The organism is Actinoplanes sp. NPDC026623 (genome assembly GCF_040638275.1).
Lineage (GTDB): Bacteria > Actinomycetota > Actinomycetes > Mycobacteriales > Micromonosporaceae > Actinoplanes.
Genome location: NZ_JBEZXZ010000115.1, coordinates 1 through 18,968 on the forward strand (window position 1 = coordinate 1; position 18,968 = coordinate 18,968).

Genomic DNA, 18,968 nt, shown 5'->3' on the forward strand with positions numbered 1-18,968 from the left:
CCCCCCCCCCCGCCCGCCCGCCCCCCCCACGACCGGCGGCACCGGGATCGCCGGCGGCGCCGGGGCGGTCAGGTGGCCGAGCAGCGCCTCGCCCACCTCGGCCGGGGTGCCGTTCGCGTCGATCACGACGAAGTTCCGGCGCTCCGGCAGCGCCTCGTAGGCCGCCGACGCCGCGCGCAGGTAGGCCATCTCCTCGTGGTCGTAGCCGCGCCGCTCGATCCGGTCGTACGCGATCGCCGGGTCGACCGAGAGCAGGAAGATCACGTCCGGCTTCGGGAAGACCCGGTACGCCAGCCGGGCCCGGCGCTCGGCGCGGTTGACGCGGCCGGGGCGCGGCGTCTTGGCGTGCGCCCGGATGCTCGCGTACTGGCAGACCGCGTACCGGTCCATGACCGAGATCTCGCCGGTGATCCGGCGGCGCAGCAGGGTCCGCAGGATGGAGAGCCAGCGCAGCACAGACTCGACGAGGAGCATCGGCCGGCGGCCCAGCAGATGTTCGCCGTCGCGGTGGCCCAGGACCACGGCCAGCCGGCCGAACCAGCGGCGGCCGCCCGCGTTGCGCCGGTAGGTCGCGGGCAGGCCACGGGCCGCCAGCGCCGCCGCCAACCGGTGTGCCTGAGTGGTCTTGCCGGAGCCGTCGATGCCGACGAGCGCCACCGTGCGCAACCGGCCGGCACCGGAACCGGACACCGGGTGGGAATCAGGGTCGGGGGCCATACCTACCTACGGTACCTGGGGGAGTCACGCACGGTTCGGGCATCGACGGGGCTGCCGGCGTACCAAAATGGGGTCAAGCACTTGATTTTGACCTTGGCACCGCGGGCCTCGGGTGTGAGGGTCCGACCGCTCGGGTAGTCGCTGAAGTGGCAGACGCACACCAAGGACACAGGGAGACCACCATGCCGCACCGGGTGGACGAGGGCCTGGTCAACACGCTCAAACGGGTGGCCTCCGTTCTGAAACAGGCCGAGGTCCCGTTCGCGCTCGGCGGCAGCTTCGCGGTGTACGCACACGGCGGTCATTCGAGCGACCACGACGTCGACTTCCTCATCCGCGAGCAGGACAAGCCGCGGGCGCTGGAGGAGTTGTCCGCAGTCGGCTTCGAGGTGCACCAGCCGCCCGAGGACTGGCTGGTCAAGGTCTACGACGAGGATCGGATGGTGGACCTGATCTACCGGCCGGTCGAGTCTCCGGTGACCGACGCGACCCTGCGCGACACCGTGATGCGCCCGGTCGAGGCGATCAACATGCCCGTGCTGTCGGCGACCCAGCTCATGATCCACAAGCTGCTCAGCTACACCCAGCACTACTGCGACTTCGCCACCGGACTGCCCGTCGCCCGCTCGCTGCGCGAGCAGATCGACTGGGACCGGGTACGCGCGGAGACCGTGAGATCACCGTACGCGGAGGCGTTCCTCGTCCTGCTGGACCGGCTCGACGTGGTCCAGCTGCCGGGGGACGCCGACCTGACAGTTGGGAGATGAGATGGCACCACAGCTCGACGAATACCTGGAGGCGGAGATCCAGCGCCTGCTCACCGAGAACGGGGCGATCGCCGAGCAGGGCATCACCCTGCAGCGCCGCGAGCACGTGCTGGTGCTCGGCGGCGAGGTGGAGAGCGCGCACCGCCGCGACGAGATCTGCCGGCAGATCGCCGCCAGCTTCCCGGACGTGGAGATCGCCTGCGACATCGGCATCATCCGCGCCGCGGCACCCAGCGAGGTAGAGGAGATTTCATGATCCGGATCGCGGCGGTGGGCGACGTCCACGTGGACAAGGACGTGCTGGGCCGCTACCGGCCCGCGCTGGAGGAGCTTCCGGGGGTCGCCGACGCGCTGCTCATCGCCGGGGACCTGACCCGGCACGGCACGGTCGAGGAGGCCGAATGCATGGCGACGGAGTTCGGCGACCTCGGCGTGCCGGTCGTGGTCGTGCTCGGCAACCACGACCACCAGAGTGACCAGCAGGACCAGGTCGCCGGCGTGCTGCGCGACGCGGGCATGACCGTGCTCGAGGGCGACGGCATCGTGCTCGAGCTGCACGGGCACCGGCTCGGCATCGCCGGGGCCAAGGGCTTCGGCGGCGGCTTCGCCGGCGCCTGCGCGAGCTCGTTCGGCGAGCGGGAGATGAAGAACTTCGTCGGCACCACCGAGGCGATCGCCGAGCGGCTCGGCGCGTCGCTGCGCGCGCTCGACTGCGACGCGCTGGTGGCGCTGACCCATTACGCGCCCGTGCCCGAGACCCTCGCGGGCGAGCCGCTGGAGATCTATCCGTTCCTCGGGTCCTACCTGCTCGGGCAGGCCATCGACTCGGCGCCGACCGCGCTGGCCCTGCACGGGCACGCCCACCACGGCACCGAGCGGGGCCGTACGCCCGGCGGCGTGCCGGTACGCAACGTGTCGCACCCCGTGATCAAGCAGGCGTACAACGTGTACCAGCTGCTCTCCGGGGATGTCGACGCCGGACTGGTCGCCGTCTGAGTTGTCACAGGTTTTCGATTCGAGCCCTCCGGGTATCTGATCCGCATGGCCCTATTGCTTTGGATCCTCGCAGTCATTCTCGTGGTCGCCGGCATCCTCGCGCTGTTCCGGCGGCAGATCCTCTGGGGTGTTGTCCTGATCGTCGTCGGGCTCCTCGTCGGCCCCGGCGGCGTCAGCATCTTCAACACCTGACCCCCCCCATCACCACGACCGCCTCGGGGCCGTCGTGTGGGTACCTCTAGCAGGTAGCCGCACGGCGGCCCCGTCTGCCTGTGGGTAGTAGGGCGCACACGAAGTGCGATGTCCCACATCGGACCTATGGCTCAATCCTCTGCGACCTGTTCCCGACCTTCGCGAGGGTGTGACGGCAAGTGGCCGAGGTCCATCACTTCACCTACGGAGCCTTCAACCCGGTCGCGGCATACCTCGTCGCGGTCCTCGGCTCGTTCCTCGGACTGCTGGCCACCGGGCGTGCCCGCAGTGCCCGCTCCCGCGGCCGCCGCAACCGCTGGCTGATCATCGCCGCGTTCGCGATCGGCGGGGCGGCCATCTGGCTCATGCACTTCACCGCGATGCTGGGCTTCGACGTGCCGCAGAGCCCGGTGCGGTACAACCCGGTGCTCACCATGATCAGCCTGGGGCTCGCGGTCGTCGCCGTCGGCCTCGGCCTGATGGTCGTCGGCCACGGCCGGCGCAGCATCCTGAAGACCATGATCGCCGGCTTCCTGACCGGCGCCGGCGTGCTGGCGATGCACTACACCGGCATGATCGGCCTGCACGTGTCCGGCAAGATCCATTTCGACCCCACGCTGGTCGCCGCCTCCGGCGTCATCGCCGTCGCCGCGTCCACCGCCGCGCTGTGGTTCGCCGTCTCCGTGAAGGGCTGGCGCCCGATGATCGGCGCCGCCTCGCTCATGGGCCTGGCCGTCTGCGGCATGCACTACACCGGCATGGCCGCCATGAGCGTCGAGCTCAGCACCACCGTCTCCACCTCGGTGAGCGGCATCCGGCCGCTGCTGATGATCGTGCCGATCACCCTGGTCAGCGCCGCGACGATCCTCGGCGTCGCGCTCAGCGCGCTGCAGGCGATGACCGAGGAGGAGTTCACCGAGGGCGACGGCAAGCCGCACCGCGGCATGCACGCCGAGAACCCCTGGTCGCTCAAGCAGGCGTCGATGTCGGCGGTGCGGCGGGCGCCCGGCAGCCGGCCGTCGCCGGGCGTACGGCCCTCGCCGCGGCCGGTCCCGCCGCGGCCCAAACCGCTGGCGGAGGAGCCGCTGCTCGACGTCCCTTCCTGAGCGGAGACCCAAACGACGCTCGCGTCCGGTATATCTGTTCGGCATGGCGCCAAGGATGCTGCTCTCGATGCCGTTGCACGCGATCACCGAGGTGTACGGCGAGGCCGGGCTGCGCGAGCGGTTCGCTCTCGAGCTCCTCGAGCTGCCCCCCGACGACCGGCGGCAGCTCGAGGAGGCGCTGGAGCTGGCGGCGCGGCTGCACGCCGCGGACCGCCGGGTCCGGGAGCCGTACCTCAACCACCTGCTGCGGGTGGCGATCCGGATCATGCGCTACTACGGGATCCACGACGTGGACGTGCTGACGGCGGCGTTGCTGCACGACGCCGTCGAGGACCATCCGGCCGAGCTCGCCGGCCTGCCCGAGTCGCTCGGGCACCAGGTGCTGACCGACGCCGCCGTCGCCGAGCTGGCCCGGCGGTTCAACCCCCGGACGGCCGAGCTGGTGCGGTCGGTCACCAATCCGGAGTACGACCCGGAGCACGACAAGCACGAGCAGTACCGGGCGCACGTCGCGGACAGCCTCGAGCGCGACCCGTGGGCCCGGGTCATCAAGGTCTCCGACTTCACCGACAACGGCGTCGGGGTCATACACACCACCTACGACAAGGCGCGCAGCTCCGCGATCAAGTACCGGCCGCTGGTGCCGAAGCTGCGCGAGCTGGTCGGGCGCCCGGACACCCCGCTGTCGCACGCGGCCAAGGACCACATCCTTGACCAGCTCGATTTGGCAGAGGAGCGATTCGCCGCGATTCTCGACGGATAGCGCGGCTAGCCTGGGAACATGCCGTCCCGCACTGAGCACTGGTGGCGCAACGCCGTCATCTACCAGATCTATCCGCGCTCGTTCGCCGACAGCGACGGCGACGGGATGGGCGATCTGCCGGGCATCACGGCTCGCCTGAGCGACCTGCGCGAGCTCGGCGTGGACGCGGTCTGGCTCTCGCCGTTCTACCCGTCGCCGCAGCACGACGCCGGATACGACGTGGCCGACTACCGCGCCGTCGATCCGCTCTTCGGCGACCTCGGCGACGCGGACAAGATGATCAGCGAGGCCCGCGCGCAGGGGCTCAAAGTCATCATCGACCTGGTGCCCAACCACACCTCCAACGAGCACGCCTGGTTCGCCGCCGCGCTGGCCGCCGCGCCCGGCAGCCCGGAGCGGGAGCCCTACATCTTCCGCGACGGGCGCGGCCCGGACGGCAGCGAACCGCCGAACGACTGGCGGAGCGTCTTCGGCGGCCCGGCGTGGGAACGCATCGACGACGGCCAGTGGTACCTGCACCTCTTCGACGTCTCCCAGCCCGACCTCAACTGGGGCAGCGAGAGGGTACGCGCCGAGTTCGAGGCGGTGCTGCGCTTCTGGCTCGACCGCGGCGTCGACGGCTTCCGGGTCGACGTGGCGCACGGCCTGATCAAGGACGCGACCCTGGCCGACTGGCAGTACGCGGGCGAGATCCTCGGCGGGCTCGGCCCGGAGGGCGCACCCCCGCCGCCGATGTGGGACCAGGACGGCGTGCACGAGGTCTACCGGCGGTGGCGCACGATCCTCAACGAATATCCCGGCGAGCGCATCCTGGTGGCCGAGGCCTGGGTGCAGCCGGCCGAGCGGCTGGCCCGCTACGTCCGCCCGGACGAGATGCACCAGGCCTTCAACTTCGAATACCTGGACGCGCCGTGGTCCGCGCGCGAGCTGCGCCGGATCATCGACTCCACCATGGCCGCGAACGCCTCGGTCGGCGCGCCCACCACCTGGGTGCTCTCCAACCACGACGTGGTGCGGCACGCGACCCGGCTCGGCTACCCGGTCGGCGAGCCCCGCAAGCACGGCATCGGCATCGGCGACCCGCAGCCCGACGCCGGCCTGGGGCTGCGCCGGGCCCGCGCGGCCACCATGCAGATGCTCGCGCTGCCCGGTTCCGCCTACCTCTACCAGGGCGAGGAGCTGGGGCTGCCGGAGTCCACCGAGATGCCTGACGAGTTCCGGCAGGACCCGGCCTGGGAGCGGTCCGGGCACGCCGAGCGCGGCCGGGACGGCTGCCGCGTGCCCATCCCCTGGGAGGCCGACGCACCCTCCTACGGCTTCGGCCCGTCCGACGCGAGCTGGCTGCCGCAGCCGGCGACCTGGGCGGAGTACGCCCTGGACCGCCAGCGGGGCGTCGCCGGCTCCACCTACGAGCTGTACCGCTCCGCGCTGCGCCTGCGTGCCGCACAGCGGCTCGGCGCCGGGACGCTGACCTGGGTGGACACCCCGGCGGACGTGCTCGCGTTCCGCAACGGCGAGACGCTGGTGATGACCAACTACGGCGCCGAGCCGGCCGAGCTGCCGCCCGGCGGGCGGGTGCAGCTGTCCAGCGAGCCGCTGGCCGAGGACGGCCGGGTCCCGCAGGACGTCACGGTGTGGGCGCTGGTCTGACCTTCGCCTCCGCCTCCTCCTTCGCCCGGTAGGTGGCCAGGGCGGCATGGGTGTCCGCCATGTCGCCGGCCACCGTCCGGCTGGCCAGCCAGTACATGACCCCGGTCGGCACGAAGAAGAACTGGAAGGCGGCCAGGCCGACGGCGTAGTTCAGCGGCGGCGGGAAGGCACCGGACAGGCCCCGGAAGGCCACCGCGATCAGCACGTTGCCGCCGGCCCGGCCGAAGCCGTTGACCAGGTTGCCGAGGCTGTAGACGGTGCCGCGGTGCTCCGGCGGGTTGACGTCCGCGATGAGTGCGAACCAGTTCGGCGAGTTCGCCGAGGTCAGCGCGAGGGCGAAGACCGCGGTGGCCAGGCTCAGCCCGACGGTCGGCTCGGTGAACACGTTGCGCAGGATCGCGGCGATGACCTCGCCGGTGCCGCCGCCGTCCGGGACTTCGATGTGGAACGGCACGAAGAACAGCACCACGTAGAACGGCACGGCGGCGAGGACGCCGACGGCCGCGACCAGCGCCCGGCCCCGGGGCGTGCGGCGTTGCAGCCGGTCGCCGACGAGGCCGCCGAGGATCGACAGCGCGCCGCCCAGCTGGAACATGGTGGCGAAGACGCTTCCCACGATCACCGCCGTGGGCGCCGAGTAGCCCTGGTCCTCGGCCCGGGCCCGGAACAGCACCGGCAGCCAGACCAGCGAGCCGAAGGCCACCTGGGCGGGGAAGCCCTGCAGGATCAGCCAGACGTTGGTGCGCCGGGCCAGGATCCGCGGCAGGTCGTCGCGGTGGATCCGCTCGGCGTACTCGACGCCCTCGAGCTCGGGCTGGCTGTCGCCGCGCGGAACGTCGTAGGTGAGCAGGTAGGCCACCGTGGCAACCAGGCCCGCGACGGCGACGATCAGGAACGGCCGCCGCCAGTCGGTCGCGCCAAGCAGGCCGCCGATCAGCGTGCCGGCGAGCGTGCCGATGCCCTGCGACAGCCCCCAGAAGCTCATCGCCAGGCCGCGGCGGCGCGGCGAGATCAGGTCGCTGACCACGGAGAAGCTGACGCTGGCCACGCCGCCCAGGCCGATCGCCGCGAGCACCTGCGACAGCAGGAACGAGGAGTAGCTGCCGGCCAGGCCCGACCAGGCGGTGCCGAGGACCCAGATCACCGTGCCGGCGATCAGCACCGGCTTGCGGTTGGTGCGGTCGCCCGCGTACGCCCAGCCGATCGCCGCCACCGCGCTGATCAGGAACATCACCGTGGTGGCGAGGGCGATCCGGCCCTCGCCCACGCCGAGTTCACCGCCGATGCTGCGGTAGAGCGGCGGGACGAGGCCGATCGCGACGTTGTCCAGGGACGCCAGGATGACGAAGACGACCACGCTGTACGCGCGATGCGCCGGTCCTCCCCGCAAGCTCACGCGAAGAGGTTAGCGGGACACCCTGTCGATCACGGCGTCCCGGGCCGACGCGTATTGCTCGCGGATCAGTGGAACGCCCTCGTCCTCGTACACCTCGGGGGTCTCGGCGGACCACGCCGGCGGCGCGTCACCGCCGAGGGCGACCCAGGCGGCCTGGCGGGCGGCGCCGTCCGCGACGTACTCCCCCGGCGGCGGGACCAGGACCGGCAGGCCGAACAGCGCCGGCGCGATCCGGCGCACCGCCTCGCTGCGCGCGCCGCCGCCGACCAGCACGACGCGGTTGGCCGTCGCGCCACAGGCGACCAGGGCGTCCAGGCCGTCGGCGAGCGCGCAGAGCATGCCCTCGACCGCCGCCCGGGCCAGGTGTGCCGGGTCCGAGGTGCGCAGGGTGAGCCCGTGGATGGCGCCGGTGGCGTTCGGCCGGTTCGGGGTGCGTTCGCCCTCCAGGTACGGGATCAGCACCAGGCCGTCCGCGCCGGCGGGCGCCGAGAGCGCGAGCCGGGACAGCTCCTCGTGATCGACGCCGAGCAGCCGGGTCGCCGCGTCGAGCACCCGGGCCGCGTTGAGCGTGACGACGATCGGCAGGAACCGGCCGGTCGTGTCGGCGAAGCCGGAGACGGCGCCGCTCGGATCGTCCGGCGCGACGTCCGAGGAGACGAAGACGGTGCCGGAGGTGCCGATGGAGATCACCACGTCGCCCGGCAGCGCGCCCGCGCCGAGGCCGGCCGCGGCGTTGTCGCCGGCGCCCGGGCCGAGCGGCGCGCCGTTCGGCAGGGTGCCCGCGATGCCCGTCGGGCCGAGCACCTGCGGCACGGCGATCCGCCGGCCGAAGCCCAGTTCGAGCAGGCCGTGACGGTATTGATCGGCGGCGGCCGACCAGTAGAGGGTGCCGCTGGCGTCGCTGCGATCGGTGCGCAGGCTGTCCAGGCCCCGGGCGCCGGCCAGCTTCCACGTCAGCCAGTCGTGCGGCAGGCAGACCGCCGCCACCCGGGCGGCGTTCTCCGGCTCGTTGCGGGCCAGCCAGCGCAGCTTCGTCAGCGTGAAGCTCGCGACCGGGACGATCCCGACGGCGTCGACCCAGGCCTGGCGGCCCTTGTCGCCGCCGCCGAGCTCGTCGATCAGGTCGGCGGCGGCGCCCGCGCTGCGGGTGTCGTTCCACAGCAGCGCCGGGCGCACCACCTCGCCTGCTGAGTCCAGCACCACCATGCCGTGCTGCTGGCCGGCGACCGACGCGGCGGCGACGTCGTCGAGACCGCCGGCCTCGTCGATCGCCTGCCGCAGCGCGGTCCACCAGGCGTCGGGATGCACCTCGGTGCCGTCGGGGTGGCTCGCCCGCCCCTGCCGGACCAGCTTTCCGGTCTCGGCGTCACGGATGACCACCTTGCAGGACTGGGTCGAGGAATCGATCCCGGCTACCAGCGTCATGGGGTTCACACCTTCCGCTCAGGTCAGTTGGCGCGCAGCAGGTGGTCGATGGCGAGCTGGTGCAGCCGGACGAAGTGGTAGCCCTGCGCTCCGGCCGCGTCGACGTCGTAGTCCTCGAAGGAGGCGCGGTCGTTGAGCAGGTCGGTGTAGGTCTCGCCGGCGGCCAGCGTCGGGGTCGAGAGCTCGAGGACCTTGCTGGCCTCGAGCGCCTCCTGCACCACCGGGTCGGCGCGGAACGACTCCGCCCGCTCCTTGAGCAGCAGGTACATCCGCATGTTGGCCTTGGCCGACTCCCAGACGCCGGTGTAGTCCTCGGTGCGCGAGGGCTTGTAGTCGAAGTGCCGGGGTCCGTCGTAGCCCGGGCCGCCGCCGGGTCCGCCGTGCTCGAGCAGGTCGACCAGCGCGAACGCGTTGAGCAGGTCGCCGTGGCCGAAGACCAGGTCCTGGTCGAACTTGGGGCCGTGCTGACCGTTCAGGTCGATGTGGAAGAGCTTGCCGTGCCACAGCGCCTGCGCGATGCCCTGCGCGAAGTTGAGGTTGGACATCTGCTCGTGGCCGACCTCGGGGTTGATGCCGAACAGCTCCGGGCGCTCGAGGTCCTGCACGAAGGCGATCGCGTGCCCGGCCGTGGGCAGCAGGATGTCGCCGCGGGGCTCGTTGGGCTTGGGCTCGATGGCGAATCGCAGCCCGTAGCCGCGGTCCTCGGAGTACTGCGCGATGAGGTTGAGGCCCTCGCGGTAGCGGTCGAGCGCGGCCTGCACGTCCTTGGCCACGTCGTACTCGGCGCCCTCGCGGCCGCCCCAGAGCACGAAGGTCCTGGCGCCCAGCTCGGCGGCCAGGTCCATCTGGCGCATCACCTTGCGCAGCGAGTAGCGCCGGACGCCGCGGTCGTTGCTGGTGAAGCCGCCGTCCTTGAAGACCGGGTGGGTGAAGAGGTTGGTGGTCACCATCGGCACCACCATGCCCGTCTCCTCGAGGGCCTTCTTGAAGGCGGCGATGATGCCGTCGCGGGTCTGTGCGTCGGAGCCGAACGGGACGAGGTCGTCGTCGTGGAACGTGATGCCGTAGGCGCCCAGCTCGGAGAGCTTGTGCACCGCCTCGATCGGGTCGAGCGGGCCCCGGGTGGCCTCGCCGAACGGGTCCCGGGCCTGCCATCCGACGGTCCAGAGACCGAAGGAGAACTTGTCGTCGCGCGTGGGCTGGACCGACATTTGGTGACCTCCACGTAACAGAGCCGATTTGTTTATTGGTTGAATTATTTGAGCGGCGTGTGGCATTGTCAAGGGCGTGACGGGCCGACTGATGCGTGCGACGGGGTCGCCGGTCCGGCAATCGAGCGTTCGGGCACATAATCTCGCGCTCGTTCTGCAAACCGTGGCGAACAGCACAGATCCGATATCTCGGGCATCGGTGGCCGGGGCCACGGGTCTGACCCGGGCCACGGTCTCGGCGCTCGTCGACGACCTCGTCACCGGCGCACTGCTCACCGAGGTCGAGCCCGCGCCACGCAGCGGCGCGGGCCGGCCCGCGTTCGGCCTGACCCTCGCCCCCGACGGCCCGGCCGGGCTCGGGCTGGAGATCAACGTCGACTACCGGGCCGCCTGCGTGGTCGACCTGGCCGGCACGGTCCGGCACCGCCTCGTCGAGCCGGGCGATCAGCGGCTGACCGATCCCGGCACCGCCGTCGCCGCGCTGGGCCGGCTAGCGGCCCGGGCCCGGACGCTGGCCGAGGCGGACGGGCTCACCGTCGCCGGTGCCGCCCTGGCCGTGCCGGGACTGGTCACGGCGCACGGCGTCGTCCGGATCGCGCCCAACCTCGGCTGGCAGGACGTCGCCGTCGGCGACCTGCTCGGCGACCCGGAAATCACTGTGGACAACGAGGCGAACCTGGCCGCGCTCAGCGAGCTGGGCACCGCCGGGCTGCCCCGCGACTTCGTCTACATCTCCGGAGAGATCGGCATCGGCGCCGGCATCGTGCTGGACGGCGCGCTCTATCGCGGCACCCGGGGCTGGAGCGGCGAGATCGGCCACATCCCGATCAACCCCGACGGCCCGGCCTGCCGCTGCGGCGCCCGCGGCTGCCTCGAGCAGTACGCCGGGCAGGAGGCCGTGCTGCGCGCCGCCGGCGTGAGCACCGTCGAGGCCCTGGCGAGCGCCGCGGCCGGCGGCGAGAGCACCGCGCTGACCGCGCTGGGCGCCGCCGGCGGCGCGCTGGGCGTGGCGGTGGCCGCAGTGGTCAACCTGCTCGACGTGCGGACGATCGTGCTCGGCGGCAGCTACGCCTCGCTGCTGCCCTGGCTCCACGATCCGATCGCGGCCGAGGCCGACCGGCGGGTGCTCACCGCCGCCTGGTCCCCGGTGCGGCTGCACGCCGCGACGCTCGGCGCGGATGCCGCGATGCGCGGCGCCGCCGGCTCGGTCGTTCGCGCGCTGCTCGACGACCCCGCCGCGTGGCTCGCCCGCCGGCCGTGACCGCCGCCGGGGCTCAGGCCGTGCGGGCGGCCGCGTCGGGCGACTCCGGATCGGCGACGTCGGCGAACTCGGTCAGGCCACGCTCCAGCGCCGCCCGGCCCGCGGGGGTCATCCGCTCCAGCACCTCCGCGAGCAGCTCACGGCGGGTGGTCCGCAGGCGCTCCAGAAGCTCCCGCGCCGGCGGCGTCAGATACAGCGCGATCTCGCGCCGGTCGGCCCGGCCCGGCACCCGCTCGACCATGCCGGAGGCGACCAGGCGATCGCAGAGCCGGCTCGCCGACGACAGGATCATCTTGAGGTGCCCGGCCAGGCCGCGCAGATTGACGCCCGGCTCGCGCTCGATCGCCAGCAGGGCGTTCAGCTGGGGGCCGGAGAGCCGGGGAATCATCCGCTCGCGTGCGGCGTCCCACGCGGACAGCAGCGCCGGCGCGGCGTCGTCGACCGCCGCGGCACGCCTCGGGTCCGGCCTGTCCGGCCCATGGTGTTCGGCCATGGTGCAGCAGAGACTACTCGTACGGCAGAGACTGTCGAGGTGGGTGAACTCTTGTCCGACCGAATGACCGCGGTCCGGCGCGCCCTTACGGACGCGCCGGCAGACCGCATCGTCGAGTACCTGGCGGAAGTGATCGCCCGGAAATATTCGATCGACATCGAACTGCTGCTTGTCGACTATCGCCTGGCCGCCCTGCTGCCGCTGACCGACGGCCCGCCGGTGAGCAGCCCCGGCGAACCGGCCTGGCGCTCGTTCGACCACCAGTCCGAGGTCACCGCCGGGGAGGTCGGCTACTTTCCGGTGACCGGGCGCGGGGAGCGCATCGGCGTGCTGCGCTGCTCCCCCGCCGCCGGCTCGGCGGACACCCGGGGCGAGCTCGCCGAGATCGCCACGTTGCTCGCGCACGAGCTGCAGGCGGCGGCCGCCGGAACCGACCGGTACGCCTCGGCGGCCCGGCTCAACCGGCTGACGCTGGCCGCCGAGATGCAGTGGGCGCTCCTGCCCGGGCGCAGCCGGATCCGGCCGTCGTTCAGCCTGGCCGGGCAGCTCGAGCCCTCGTACGCGGTCCGCGGTGACAGCTTCGACTGGGCCGAGCAGGACGGCCGGCTCTACCTGAACGTGCTCAACGGCCACGGCGAGGGCACGAGCGCCGCGCTGCTGACCTCGCTGGCCACGTACGCGCTGCGCAACGCCCGCCGCGCCGGGCTGCCGCTGGCCGACCAGGCGTCGCTGGCCGACCAGGCGGTCTTCGCGCAGCACCGCGGCGACCGGCACGTGGAGACGCTGCTGCTGGAGCTGGACCTGAACTCCGGCGAGATGCAGGCGATCGACGCGGGTTCACCGCGAATGATGCTGCTGCGCGACGGCGAGGTCGTGGACCGGCCGCTCGAGGCGCAGTTCCCGCTGGGCATGTTCGAGTCCTCGGAGTACGCGCCGCAGTCCTTCTCCCTGCGCACCGGCGACCGGCTCTTCATCGTCAGCGACGGCGTGTTCGACGCCGCCACGGGCAGTAGCCGCTACGGGGAGGCGGCCCTGCACCGCTTCGTGCGGCGGACCGGGTCGCTCGCGCCCCTGCAGGCGGTGCGCACGATGCTCGGCGACCTACGGGCGTTCGTCGGCGGCGACCTCGAGGACGACGCGGTGGCCGTCTGCCTGGACACGACCGCCGCAGCCCAGGACTGACTGAAGCGGCCGCCGGATCCCCGAGGGGTTCCGGCGGCCGCCGTGTCCATCGAGGCGTCAGCGAGTGGAGACCGCCCGAGACGAGATCGCCTCGAGGAAGATGTCGCCGATCTTCGCCGGGTCCTGCGCGATGTAGACCCCGCCCGACCCCGTGGCGTCGGTGATGGTCTCCAGCTCGTTGCGGTCCACGCCGGGGCCGATGCCGATGATGACCATCCGCACCGGACGCTTCGGGTCGGCCAGCTTCCTCAGCTTGGTGACAAGCGTCCTCTGGTCGATGCCGTCCTTGTTCTCGTTCTGGCCGTCGGTGAACAGCAGGACCGAGTTGACCCGGCCGGCCTGCCAGCTGTCCTGCACGTTCTGGTACGCGGCCAGCGCGGTGTCGTAGAGGCCCGTGCCACCCTGCGGCTTGGGCTGAATCTGCTCGATCGACTCCTGGACCCGGGTCCGTGCCGACGTCAGGGGGCTGATCGGCACGATCTGTTTCCACGGCCTCTTGCCGACCATCTCGGTCGAGAAGAGCCAGACGCCGACCGCCCACTTGTCGTCGAAGAGCGCGAGGCCCTGCGACGCCGCGAGCCTGGTCACCGTCGCGCGGTCGACGCCACCGGCCGTCGGCACCTCGTCGAGCATCGAGCCCGACACGTCGAAGACGGCGAGCGCGCGGCCCGGCAGGGTGATCGCGCCCCAGCTGCCCAGCACCTGGTTGATCGCGGAGGCGTCGAGGCCCGCCGCGGCGGTGCCCTCGGTGCCGGACGCGGGTGCGTCGGCGCCCGGGGACGCCTTCGGCGCGCCGACCGGACCGGCGAAGCCGGCACCGACCGAGCCGTCCGGGGCGCGCAGGCCGACGGTCGCCAGCTGGTTCTTGAAGCTGGCCTGCTGCAGCGCCACGCGCAGGCCGGTGGCGGCCGCGGACTTGCTCAGGTCGACCTCGGGCATGACCGCGAACGGGTAGTTCAGCGGCGGCGGCATCGGGTCGAGGTAGAGCGCGGCCAGGTTGACCTGCGGGCGCTCCGCGTTGTAGGCGATCACGTCCTCCTCGGACAGCGGCGCGGCACTGACGGCGCTGGCGAGGTCGGCCGGGTCGAGCGACCGGGGGAACTTCTGCATGAGGTCGTCGCGCAGCGAGGAGCTGCCCGCGGCAAGGGCGCGCAGCGCGCCCACCTGGGTCGCCTTCGCGTTCGCGCCGGTGCCGGCCGCGCCGCCCAGCGCGAGCAGACCGGCGAGGCCGGCCGCGTCGCGGGTCGGGTCGACGATGCCGGTGCGCAGCGAGTTGCCGGTAGTCATCTTCTTGAGCAGGTCGGACCAGCCGAGCTTGCGGTCGGGCCAGCCGATCTGCTGCGCGATGGGCACGGGCATGGCGACCACGACGGGGCTCTGCGCGATCGAGTGGCCGTCGGTCGGCACGAAGCCGGACGCCTCCGACCGCAGGCGCAGCAGCCAGGTCGTCGAGTCCGCGATCCACACGTCCGGCAGGACGGTCGACCCGCCGCTCGAACCGACGCCGGTGAGGGAGACGCCGTGCTTGGCGGCCACGGCCGCGGCCGTGGCGGCGGGGTTGACGCCGGTAACGCTCACGGCGACACACGTTCCGTTGACATTGGCACCGCCAGCGGTCCACTGCTGGGCAGCTTGATCCACGGCGGGAGCGATCTCGGTGGCGGCTGCGACGGTCAGTTTGATCTGACCTGAGCATCCGGCATCGGCGAGACTCTGATAGCCGAGCCAGGAACCAGCGAGGACAACCACGATCGCCATCGCAGATGCGACGACGCTGGCCCCACTGAGATTGAAGTTTCTGCGATGGCGTCCTGACACGCGCTCCATACTGCGCATCTCCGGACCTGAATGCCATATACGTTCGGACGAAACTTACTCGGATTGGAAACCCCAACTACCTAATTCACTCTGCGTAGTGAGATGCCTCCGGAAGGTGTGGGGATCTTGGGAGTGTCTGCCGGGTTTCGGCCGTTAATGCCGCCACAACACCGCCGTCCGCTATCGGTCATCCGCCGACCTGGGGACCGTTCCAGCGCAGCAGGCACGTGGGACTGCCTTCGCCCACCGGCTCGCCCTGCGACTGCGGAATGCCGGTGTCCCGGTCGATGCGGAAGATCGTGACATTGTGTGAGCGCTCGTTCGCTACGTAGAGATGGTCGCCGAGCAGCGCGAGGTGCCGCGGCCAGGCGCCGCCGACGGCCACCTCGGCGACCAGCGTGCCGCCCGCCGGCTCCCACGCGAAGACGGAGACGGTGTCCGGGCCGCGGTTGGCCACGTAGACGAAGCGCCCGTCGCGGCCGGTGGTCAGCTCCGACGGAAGGTTCGGCTTCCCGGCGCTGGTCGTCGCGGCGCCGGCCCGCCGCAGGCTGCCGTCGGCGGGATCCGGTCGCCACCAGGTCAGGTCGCCGGCCAGCTCGCCGACCATCAGCAGCGCGCCGTCGATCGAGCGCAGCAGGTGCCGGGGGCCGGCGCCGGGCTCCGCGACGACGGCCGGGCCGGCCAGGACGAGCCGTCCCGAGATCGGGTCGAGGCGGGCCCGCCACACCCGGTCCGAGCCGAGATCGGAGATCAGCACGTCCGGGCCGTTCGGGTCCGGCGCGACCATGTGCGGGTGCGGGCCCTCCTGGCGGTCCGCGACCGGGCCCCGGCCCCGCAGGTGGAGCAGGTCGCAGTGCTCGCCCGGCACGCCGCCCGAGTCGAGGGGGAAGACCGCGACGCTGCCGCCGGAGTAGTTGGCGACCAGCAGATGGCGGCCGTCCGCGGAGACGGCGAGGTGGCAGGGCGCGGCACCGCCGGTCGACCGCACCGCCAGCGGGGTGAGTGAGGCGTCCGCCGCGACCGCGAAGGCGCTCACCGTGCCGGCGTCGAGCTCGTTGGCCGCGTACAGGACCGGCAGGCGGGGGTGCTGGGCCAGAAAGGACGGCGAGGGCGTGCGGGCGACGATGCCCAGCCGGGTCAGGTCGCCGGTCGCCGGATCGCGGCGCAGCAGCGCGATACCCTCGCCCTCGCCGCCGCTCTCGCCCGTGTAGCAGCCGACGAAGACGTACTCCTCATTCGCGCCCATGCCCCGATCCAATCACGCGGAAGCGACGGCCGCGCGGACCCCCGTCCGACCCGCGCGACCGCCCGTCCGGCCCGATCAGCCGTTCAGCAGCTCGTACGCTTCCTTCGTCGCCCGCTGCTGCTGGTCAGCGGCGGGCACCCGCGGCGTCGGCACCTTGCCGAAGTCGCCGTAGGTCACCTCGTACCTGGCGGCCTTGTGCTTGCCGGCCGCCGGGATCTTCACGACCGTGGAGATCAGCCGCCCCTGGTCGTCGACGGTGGCCTCGAACGGCACCGCCTTGGCCCGCGTCCCCAGCGCGGCGAGGTGATCGGCGTCGACGATCTCCGATTCGACCTCCGCGGTGAGGTCGGTGGTGCCGGCGAACTCGCCCGCACCGGCCTGCCGGACGTCGACGATCCCCCGGACCACGGTGCCGGCCTCGCCCGGGTCGGTCTCGGCGTCGTAGCCCAGCGGGACGTCCTTGGCGTTCTTGATCTTGGCCGGGTCGATCAGCATCCACTTCTTCGGCAGCTTCGGAAGCCCGGTGAGCCCCTCGGTGCCGGTGAACCGCATCTTGATCCAGGTCTGTTCCTCGACGACCAGGAAGTCGGAGTGCAGCGTGAAGCCGGCCTCCGGCTCGCGGTAGGCCAGGCCGAACCGGTAGCTGTGCCGATCCGCGTCGAGGTCGCCCGCGATGGACACCCCGCCGCCCTTGACGGCGAAGTGAAAACTGCCGGTCCTGCCGTCCGGCAGCGACCTGAGCAGCGTCTCCCGCGGACCGGGCGGCGCGGACGCGGCCGGCTCCCCCGCGGCATCGGCGAGGCCGCAGCCGCCGGCGGATACGCCGACGGCGACAAGGGCGGCGACGGCGGCCAGCCGAACGTTTCGAACATTCATCTGCTCATCGCTTTCTCAGCGCGGCGGCCCGGTCTGCCGGTCCGCCTGTCGGGTTGACGCAGTGAAGCCTCTGAGACAGTGCTGCCGTCGCGCTGCGGCTATGCTGCTGCCGGCTGCCGTTCCGCTGCCGTTTCACATACGTGCTGCTCAAGGGGGTTGGCGCAGTGACCGACGCGCCCGCGAACCTCTCGCTGAGGTTCGAGATCCTCGGCGCGGTCCGGGCCCTGCGCGGCGAGGAACCGGTGGACCTCGGCCCCGCCAAACAGCGTGCGGTGCTCGCGGTGCTGCTGCTCGAGGCGGGCCGGCCGGTGCCGACACACCAGATGGTCGACGCGGTGTGGGGCGAGGAGCCGCCGGAGAACGGCGCCAACGTCGTGCAGAAGTACGTGGCCGGGCTGCGCCGGGTGCTGGAGCCCGACCGCTCGCCGCGCACGCCCGGCGAGCTGATCGCGCTGACCGAGGGCGGTTACGTCCTGCGGGCCGACCCCGGCGCGCTGGACGCCGAGCGGTTCCAGGCCGGCCTGGCCCGGGCCTCCGCGGAACGCCGGGCCGGGCGGCTGGCCGAGGCGGCCGAGACGCTGCGCGAGGCGGTGGGCCTGTGGCAGGGCGAGGCGCTGGCCGGGCTCGCGGGGCCGGTCTTCGAGGCCGCCCGCAACCGGCTCGCCGACGCCCGCGCCACCGCCTGGGAGAAGTGGGCCGACATCGAGCTTGCCCGGGGCAACCACACCGGGCTCATGCCGGACCTGGTCCGGCTCGTCGAGCAGTTCCCGCTGCGCGAGGGGCTGCGGGCGCAGCTGATGATCGCCCTCTACCAGGGCGGGCGGCAGGCCGAGTCGCTGGCGGTGTTCCGCGACGCCCGCGCCTACTTCCTCGACGAGTTCGGCGTGGAGCCGGGCGAGCGGATGCGCGAGGCGCATCAGCGCATCCTGCGCGGCGAGCCCTTCTACTCCGAGCCCGTCGACCCGTGGGGCGCGGGCAACGACATCCCGCTGCCCCGCCGGCCGGGCGACGATGCCCTGCCCCCGGCGTCGGCCGCCTCCGGCTCGCTCGTCGCACCGTCGCCGTACTACGTGCAGCTATCCGTCCCGCCGGATCCCACCGAGTTTGTGCTCGCCCCCGCCTCGCCGGCCTACCCGCCGCCGTCGCCGTGGGGTGCCGGGCCGCCGATGTACCCGGCTCCGGCTCGGCGGTTCCCGGTCGGCGAGGTCGTCGCGGCGGCGCTGCTGCCGTTGATCGTGTGCTCGTTCGGCAGCTGGATCTACTTCGTGTACGCGGGCGCCCGCCGGTACGACAAGCGCCAGTTCCTGGTCGCCGTGGGCTGCGCCCTGCTGTTCGTCGTCGCGTCCGTCGTCTTCTTCGAGGTCGACCCCAGTCCGGTCGAGGGTCAGGAGGTGAGCACGGCGGAGACGGTCGGCCTCCTGATGTGGGTGGCCCTCGCCGTCGCCTCGGCCGTGCACGGCGCGGTCCTCGCCTCCCACCCGGGCGACACCCCGCGGAGCCGGAACCTGCGCAAGCAGGCCCGCCAGTTCGCGCTCTTCGACCCGGTCCGCGCTCGCCAGCTGGGCATCGGCCGGCCGGACCTGCTGCGCGCCTTCGACGACGGCGGGCTCGTCGACCTCAACCACGTGCCGGGGCACGAGCTGGCCCGGCTGCCCAAGCTGAGCTCGGAGCAGGCGCACCGGATCGTTATGGACCGGCTGAACCGCGGCCCCTACGCCCGGCCGGAGGACCTGATCGCGCGCGGAGTCCTGCCCGCGCGCACGGTGTCCCGGCTGGCGACCCGGCTGATCTGCCTGCCGCCGACTCCGACGGACACCCCGGCCGGCTGGCCGTCGCCGTACTCGGCGCCGCACGGCTGAGCCGGGCCGG

At 72.4% G+C, this 18,968-nt stretch carries 18 protein-coding genes; 10 read left to right on the forward strand and 8 right to left on the reverse strand.

All coding sequences use genetic code 11. The features are described from left to right. On the reverse strand, positions 1-717 hold a 717-nt coding region (locus tag AB0F10_RS28260), incomplete at its 3' end, for a thymidylate kinase (RefSeq protein ID WP_360631432.1). Between the two features lie 182 nt (positions 718-899). On the opposite strand from AB0F10_RS28260, the gene AB0F10_RS28265 reads away from it, so the two are divergent. The 7 genes from AB0F10_RS28265 (at position 900) to AB0F10_RS28295 (ending at position 6,191) form a co-directional block, all read left to right on the forward strand. Then, a complete protein-coding gene (locus tag AB0F10_RS28265) occupies positions 900-1,484 on the forward strand; it encodes a nucleotidyltransferase family protein (protein WP_360631435.1) in 585 nt (194 codons plus the stop codon). Position 1,485: 1 nt separating this feature from the next. Continuing rightward, positions 1,486-1,740, forward strand: a complete 255-nt coding sequence (locus AB0F10_RS28270) for a hypothetical protein (protein ID WP_360631438.1) — start codon at positions 1,486-1,488, stop codon at positions 1,738-1,740. After that, entirely contained in the window at positions 1,737-2,480 is a 744-nt protein-coding gene (locus AB0F10_RS28275; protein WP_360631441.1) for a metallophosphoesterase, read from the forward strand. Before AB0F10_RS28270 ends, AB0F10_RS28275 begins: the two co-directional genes overlap by 4 nt. A 45-nt stretch (positions 2,481-2,525) precedes the next feature. Further along, positions 2,526-2,672 (forward strand): GPGG-motif small membrane protein, encoded by a 147-nt coding sequence (locus tag AB0F10_RS28280; RefSeq protein WP_360631444.1) that lies wholly within the window; start codon positions 2,526-2,528, stop codon positions 2,670-2,672. Between the two features lie 179 nt (positions 2,673-2,851). Next, entirely contained in the window at positions 2,852-3,778 is a 927-nt protein-coding gene (locus AB0F10_RS28285) for an MHYT domain-containing protein (protein WP_360631447.1), read from the forward strand. Positions 3,779-3,821: 43 nt separating this feature from the next. Continuing rightward, positions 3,822-4,541 (forward strand): HD domain-containing protein, encoded by a 720-nt coding sequence (locus AB0F10_RS28290; protein WP_360631450.1) that lies wholly within the window; start codon positions 3,822-3,824, stop codon positions 4,539-4,541. A gap of 18 nt (positions 4,542-4,559) precedes the next feature. Then, a complete protein-coding gene (locus AB0F10_RS28295) occupies positions 4,560-6,191 on the forward strand; it encodes an alpha-amylase family glycosyl hydrolase (RefSeq protein WP_360631453.1) in 1,632 nt (543 codons plus the stop codon). Here the strand turns inward: AB0F10_RS28295 and AB0F10_RS28300 are convergent. The 3 genes from AB0F10_RS28300 to xylA are packed head-to-tail and all read right to left on the reverse strand — an operon-like array spanning position 6,169 to position 10,223. After that, a complete protein-coding gene (locus tag AB0F10_RS28300) occupies positions 6,169-7,587 on the reverse strand; it encodes an MFS transporter (RefSeq protein WP_360631455.1) in 1,419 nt (472 codons plus the stop codon). The two genes, AB0F10_RS28295 and AB0F10_RS28300, sit on opposite strands and share 23 nt — an antisense overlap. A gap of 9 nt (positions 7,588-7,596) precedes the next feature. Beyond that, positions 7,597-9,012: a xylulokinase gene (gene xylB, locus AB0F10_RS28305; protein ID WP_360631458.1), complete on the reverse strand. Its 1,416-nt coding sequence runs from the start codon at positions 9,010-9,012 to the stop codon at positions 7,597-7,599. 23 nt (positions 9,013-9,035) lie between these two features. Then, complete coding sequence (gene xylA, locus AB0F10_RS28310; RefSeq protein ID WP_360631461.1) at positions 9,036-10,223, reverse strand: xylose isomerase; 1,188 nt, start codon at positions 10,221-10,223, stop codon at positions 9,036-9,038. Between the two features lie 91 nt (positions 10,224-10,314). On the opposite strand from xylA, the gene AB0F10_RS28315 reads away from it, so the two are divergent. Then, complete coding sequence (locus AB0F10_RS28315; protein WP_360631505.1) at positions 10,315-11,484, forward strand: ROK family protein; 1,170 nt, start codon at positions 10,315-10,317, stop codon at positions 11,482-11,484. Between the two features lie 13 nt (positions 11,485-11,497). On the opposite strand, the gene AB0F10_RS28320 is transcribed toward AB0F10_RS28315, so the two are convergent. Beyond that, the gene (locus tag AB0F10_RS28320; protein ID WP_360631464.1) at positions 11,498-11,977 is read right to left on the reverse strand and encodes a MarR family transcriptional regulator; all 480 of its coding nucleotides are present in this window, start codon (positions 11,975-11,977) and stop codon (positions 11,498-11,500) included. Between the two features lie 51 nt (positions 11,978-12,028). On the opposite strand from AB0F10_RS28320, the gene AB0F10_RS28325 reads away from it, so the two are divergent. After that, entirely contained in the window at positions 12,029-13,159 is a 1,131-nt protein-coding gene (locus AB0F10_RS28325; RefSeq protein WP_360631467.1) for a PP2C family protein-serine/threonine phosphatase, read from the forward strand. A 57-nt stretch (positions 13,160-13,216) separates the two neighbouring features. On the opposite strand, the gene AB0F10_RS28330 is transcribed toward AB0F10_RS28325, so the two are convergent. The 3 genes from AB0F10_RS28330 to AB0F10_RS28340 form a co-directional block, all read right to left on the reverse strand. Then, on the reverse strand, positions 13,217-14,917 hold the full coding sequence (locus AB0F10_RS28330; protein ID WP_360631470.1) for a VWA domain-containing protein: 1,701 nt from the start codon (positions 14,915-14,917) through the stop codon (positions 13,217-13,219). 247 nt (positions 14,918-15,164) lie between these two features. Beyond that, positions 15,165-16,223, reverse strand: a complete 1,059-nt coding sequence (locus AB0F10_RS28335) for a lactonase family protein (RefSeq protein WP_360631473.1) — start codon at positions 16,221-16,223, stop codon at positions 15,165-15,167. Positions 16,224-16,298: 75 nt separating this feature from the next. Continuing rightward, the gene (locus AB0F10_RS28340) at positions 16,299-17,099 is read right to left on the reverse strand and encodes a hypothetical protein (RefSeq protein WP_360631476.1); all 801 of its coding nucleotides are present in this window, start codon (positions 17,097-17,099) and stop codon (positions 16,299-16,301) included. A gap of 164 nt (positions 17,100-17,263) precedes the next feature. Here AB0F10_RS28340 and AB0F10_RS28345 point away from each other — a divergent pair, with 164 nt between their 5' ends. Then, the gene (locus tag AB0F10_RS28345) at positions 17,264-18,958 is read left to right on the forward strand and encodes a BTAD domain-containing putative transcriptional regulator (protein WP_360631479.1); all 1,695 of its coding nucleotides are present in this window, start codon (positions 17,264-17,266) and stop codon (positions 18,956-18,958) included. Positions 18,959-18,968 lie beyond the last annotated feature (10 nt).

Excerpts from the sequence above, each read along its gene's own strand:
- AB0F10_RS28295 (WP_360631453.1), top strand. The coding sequence starts at position 4,560 with ATGCCGTCCCGCACTGAGCACTGGTGGCGCAACGCCGTCATCTACCAG.
- AB0F10_RS28320 (WP_360631464.1), bottom strand. The coding sequence starts at position 11,977 with ATGGCCGAACACCATGGGCCGGACAGGCCGGACCCGAGGCGTGCCGCG.
- AB0F10_RS28340 (WP_360631476.1), bottom strand. The coding sequence starts at position 17,099 with ATGAATGTTCGAAACGTTCGGCTGGCCGCCGTCGCCGCCCTTGTCGCC.
- AB0F10_RS28270 (WP_360631438.1), top strand. The coding sequence starts at position 1,486 with ATGGCACCACAGCTCGACGAATACCTGGAGGCGGAGATCCAGCGCCTG.
- AB0F10_RS28330 (WP_360631470.1), bottom strand. The coding sequence starts at position 14,917 with ATGGCGATCGTGGTTGTCCTCGCTGGTTCCTGGCTCGGCTATCAGAGT.
- AB0F10_RS28335 (WP_360631473.1), bottom strand. The coding sequence starts at position 16,223 with ATGGGCGCGAATGAGGAGTACGTCTTCGTCGGCTGCTACACGGGCGAG.
- AB0F10_RS28290 (WP_360631450.1), top strand. The coding sequence starts at position 3,822 with ATGGCGCCAAGGATGCTGCTCTCGATGCCGTTGCACGCGATCACCGAG.
- xylB (WP_360631458.1), bottom strand. The coding sequence starts at position 9,012 with ATGACGCTGGTAGCCGGGATCGATTCCTCGACCCAGTCCTGCAAGGTG.
- AB0F10_RS28265 (WP_360631435.1), top strand. The coding sequence starts at position 900 with ATGCCGCACCGGGTGGACGAGGGCCTGGTCAACACGCTCAAACGGGTG.
- AB0F10_RS28315 (WP_360631505.1), top strand. The coding sequence starts at position 10,315 with ATGCGTGCGACGGGGTCGCCGGTCCGGCAATCGAGCGTTCGGGCACAT.
- xylA (WP_360631461.1), bottom strand. The coding sequence starts at position 10,223 with ATGTCGGTCCAGCCCACGCGCGACGACAAGTTCTCCTTCGGTCTCTGG.
- AB0F10_RS28280 (WP_360631444.1), top strand. The coding sequence starts at position 2,526 with ATGGCCCTATTGCTTTGGATCCTCGCAGTCATTCTCGTGGTCGCCGGC.
- AB0F10_RS28275 (WP_360631441.1), top strand. The coding sequence starts at position 1,737 with ATGATCCGGATCGCGGCGGTGGGCGACGTCCACGTGGACAAGGACGTG.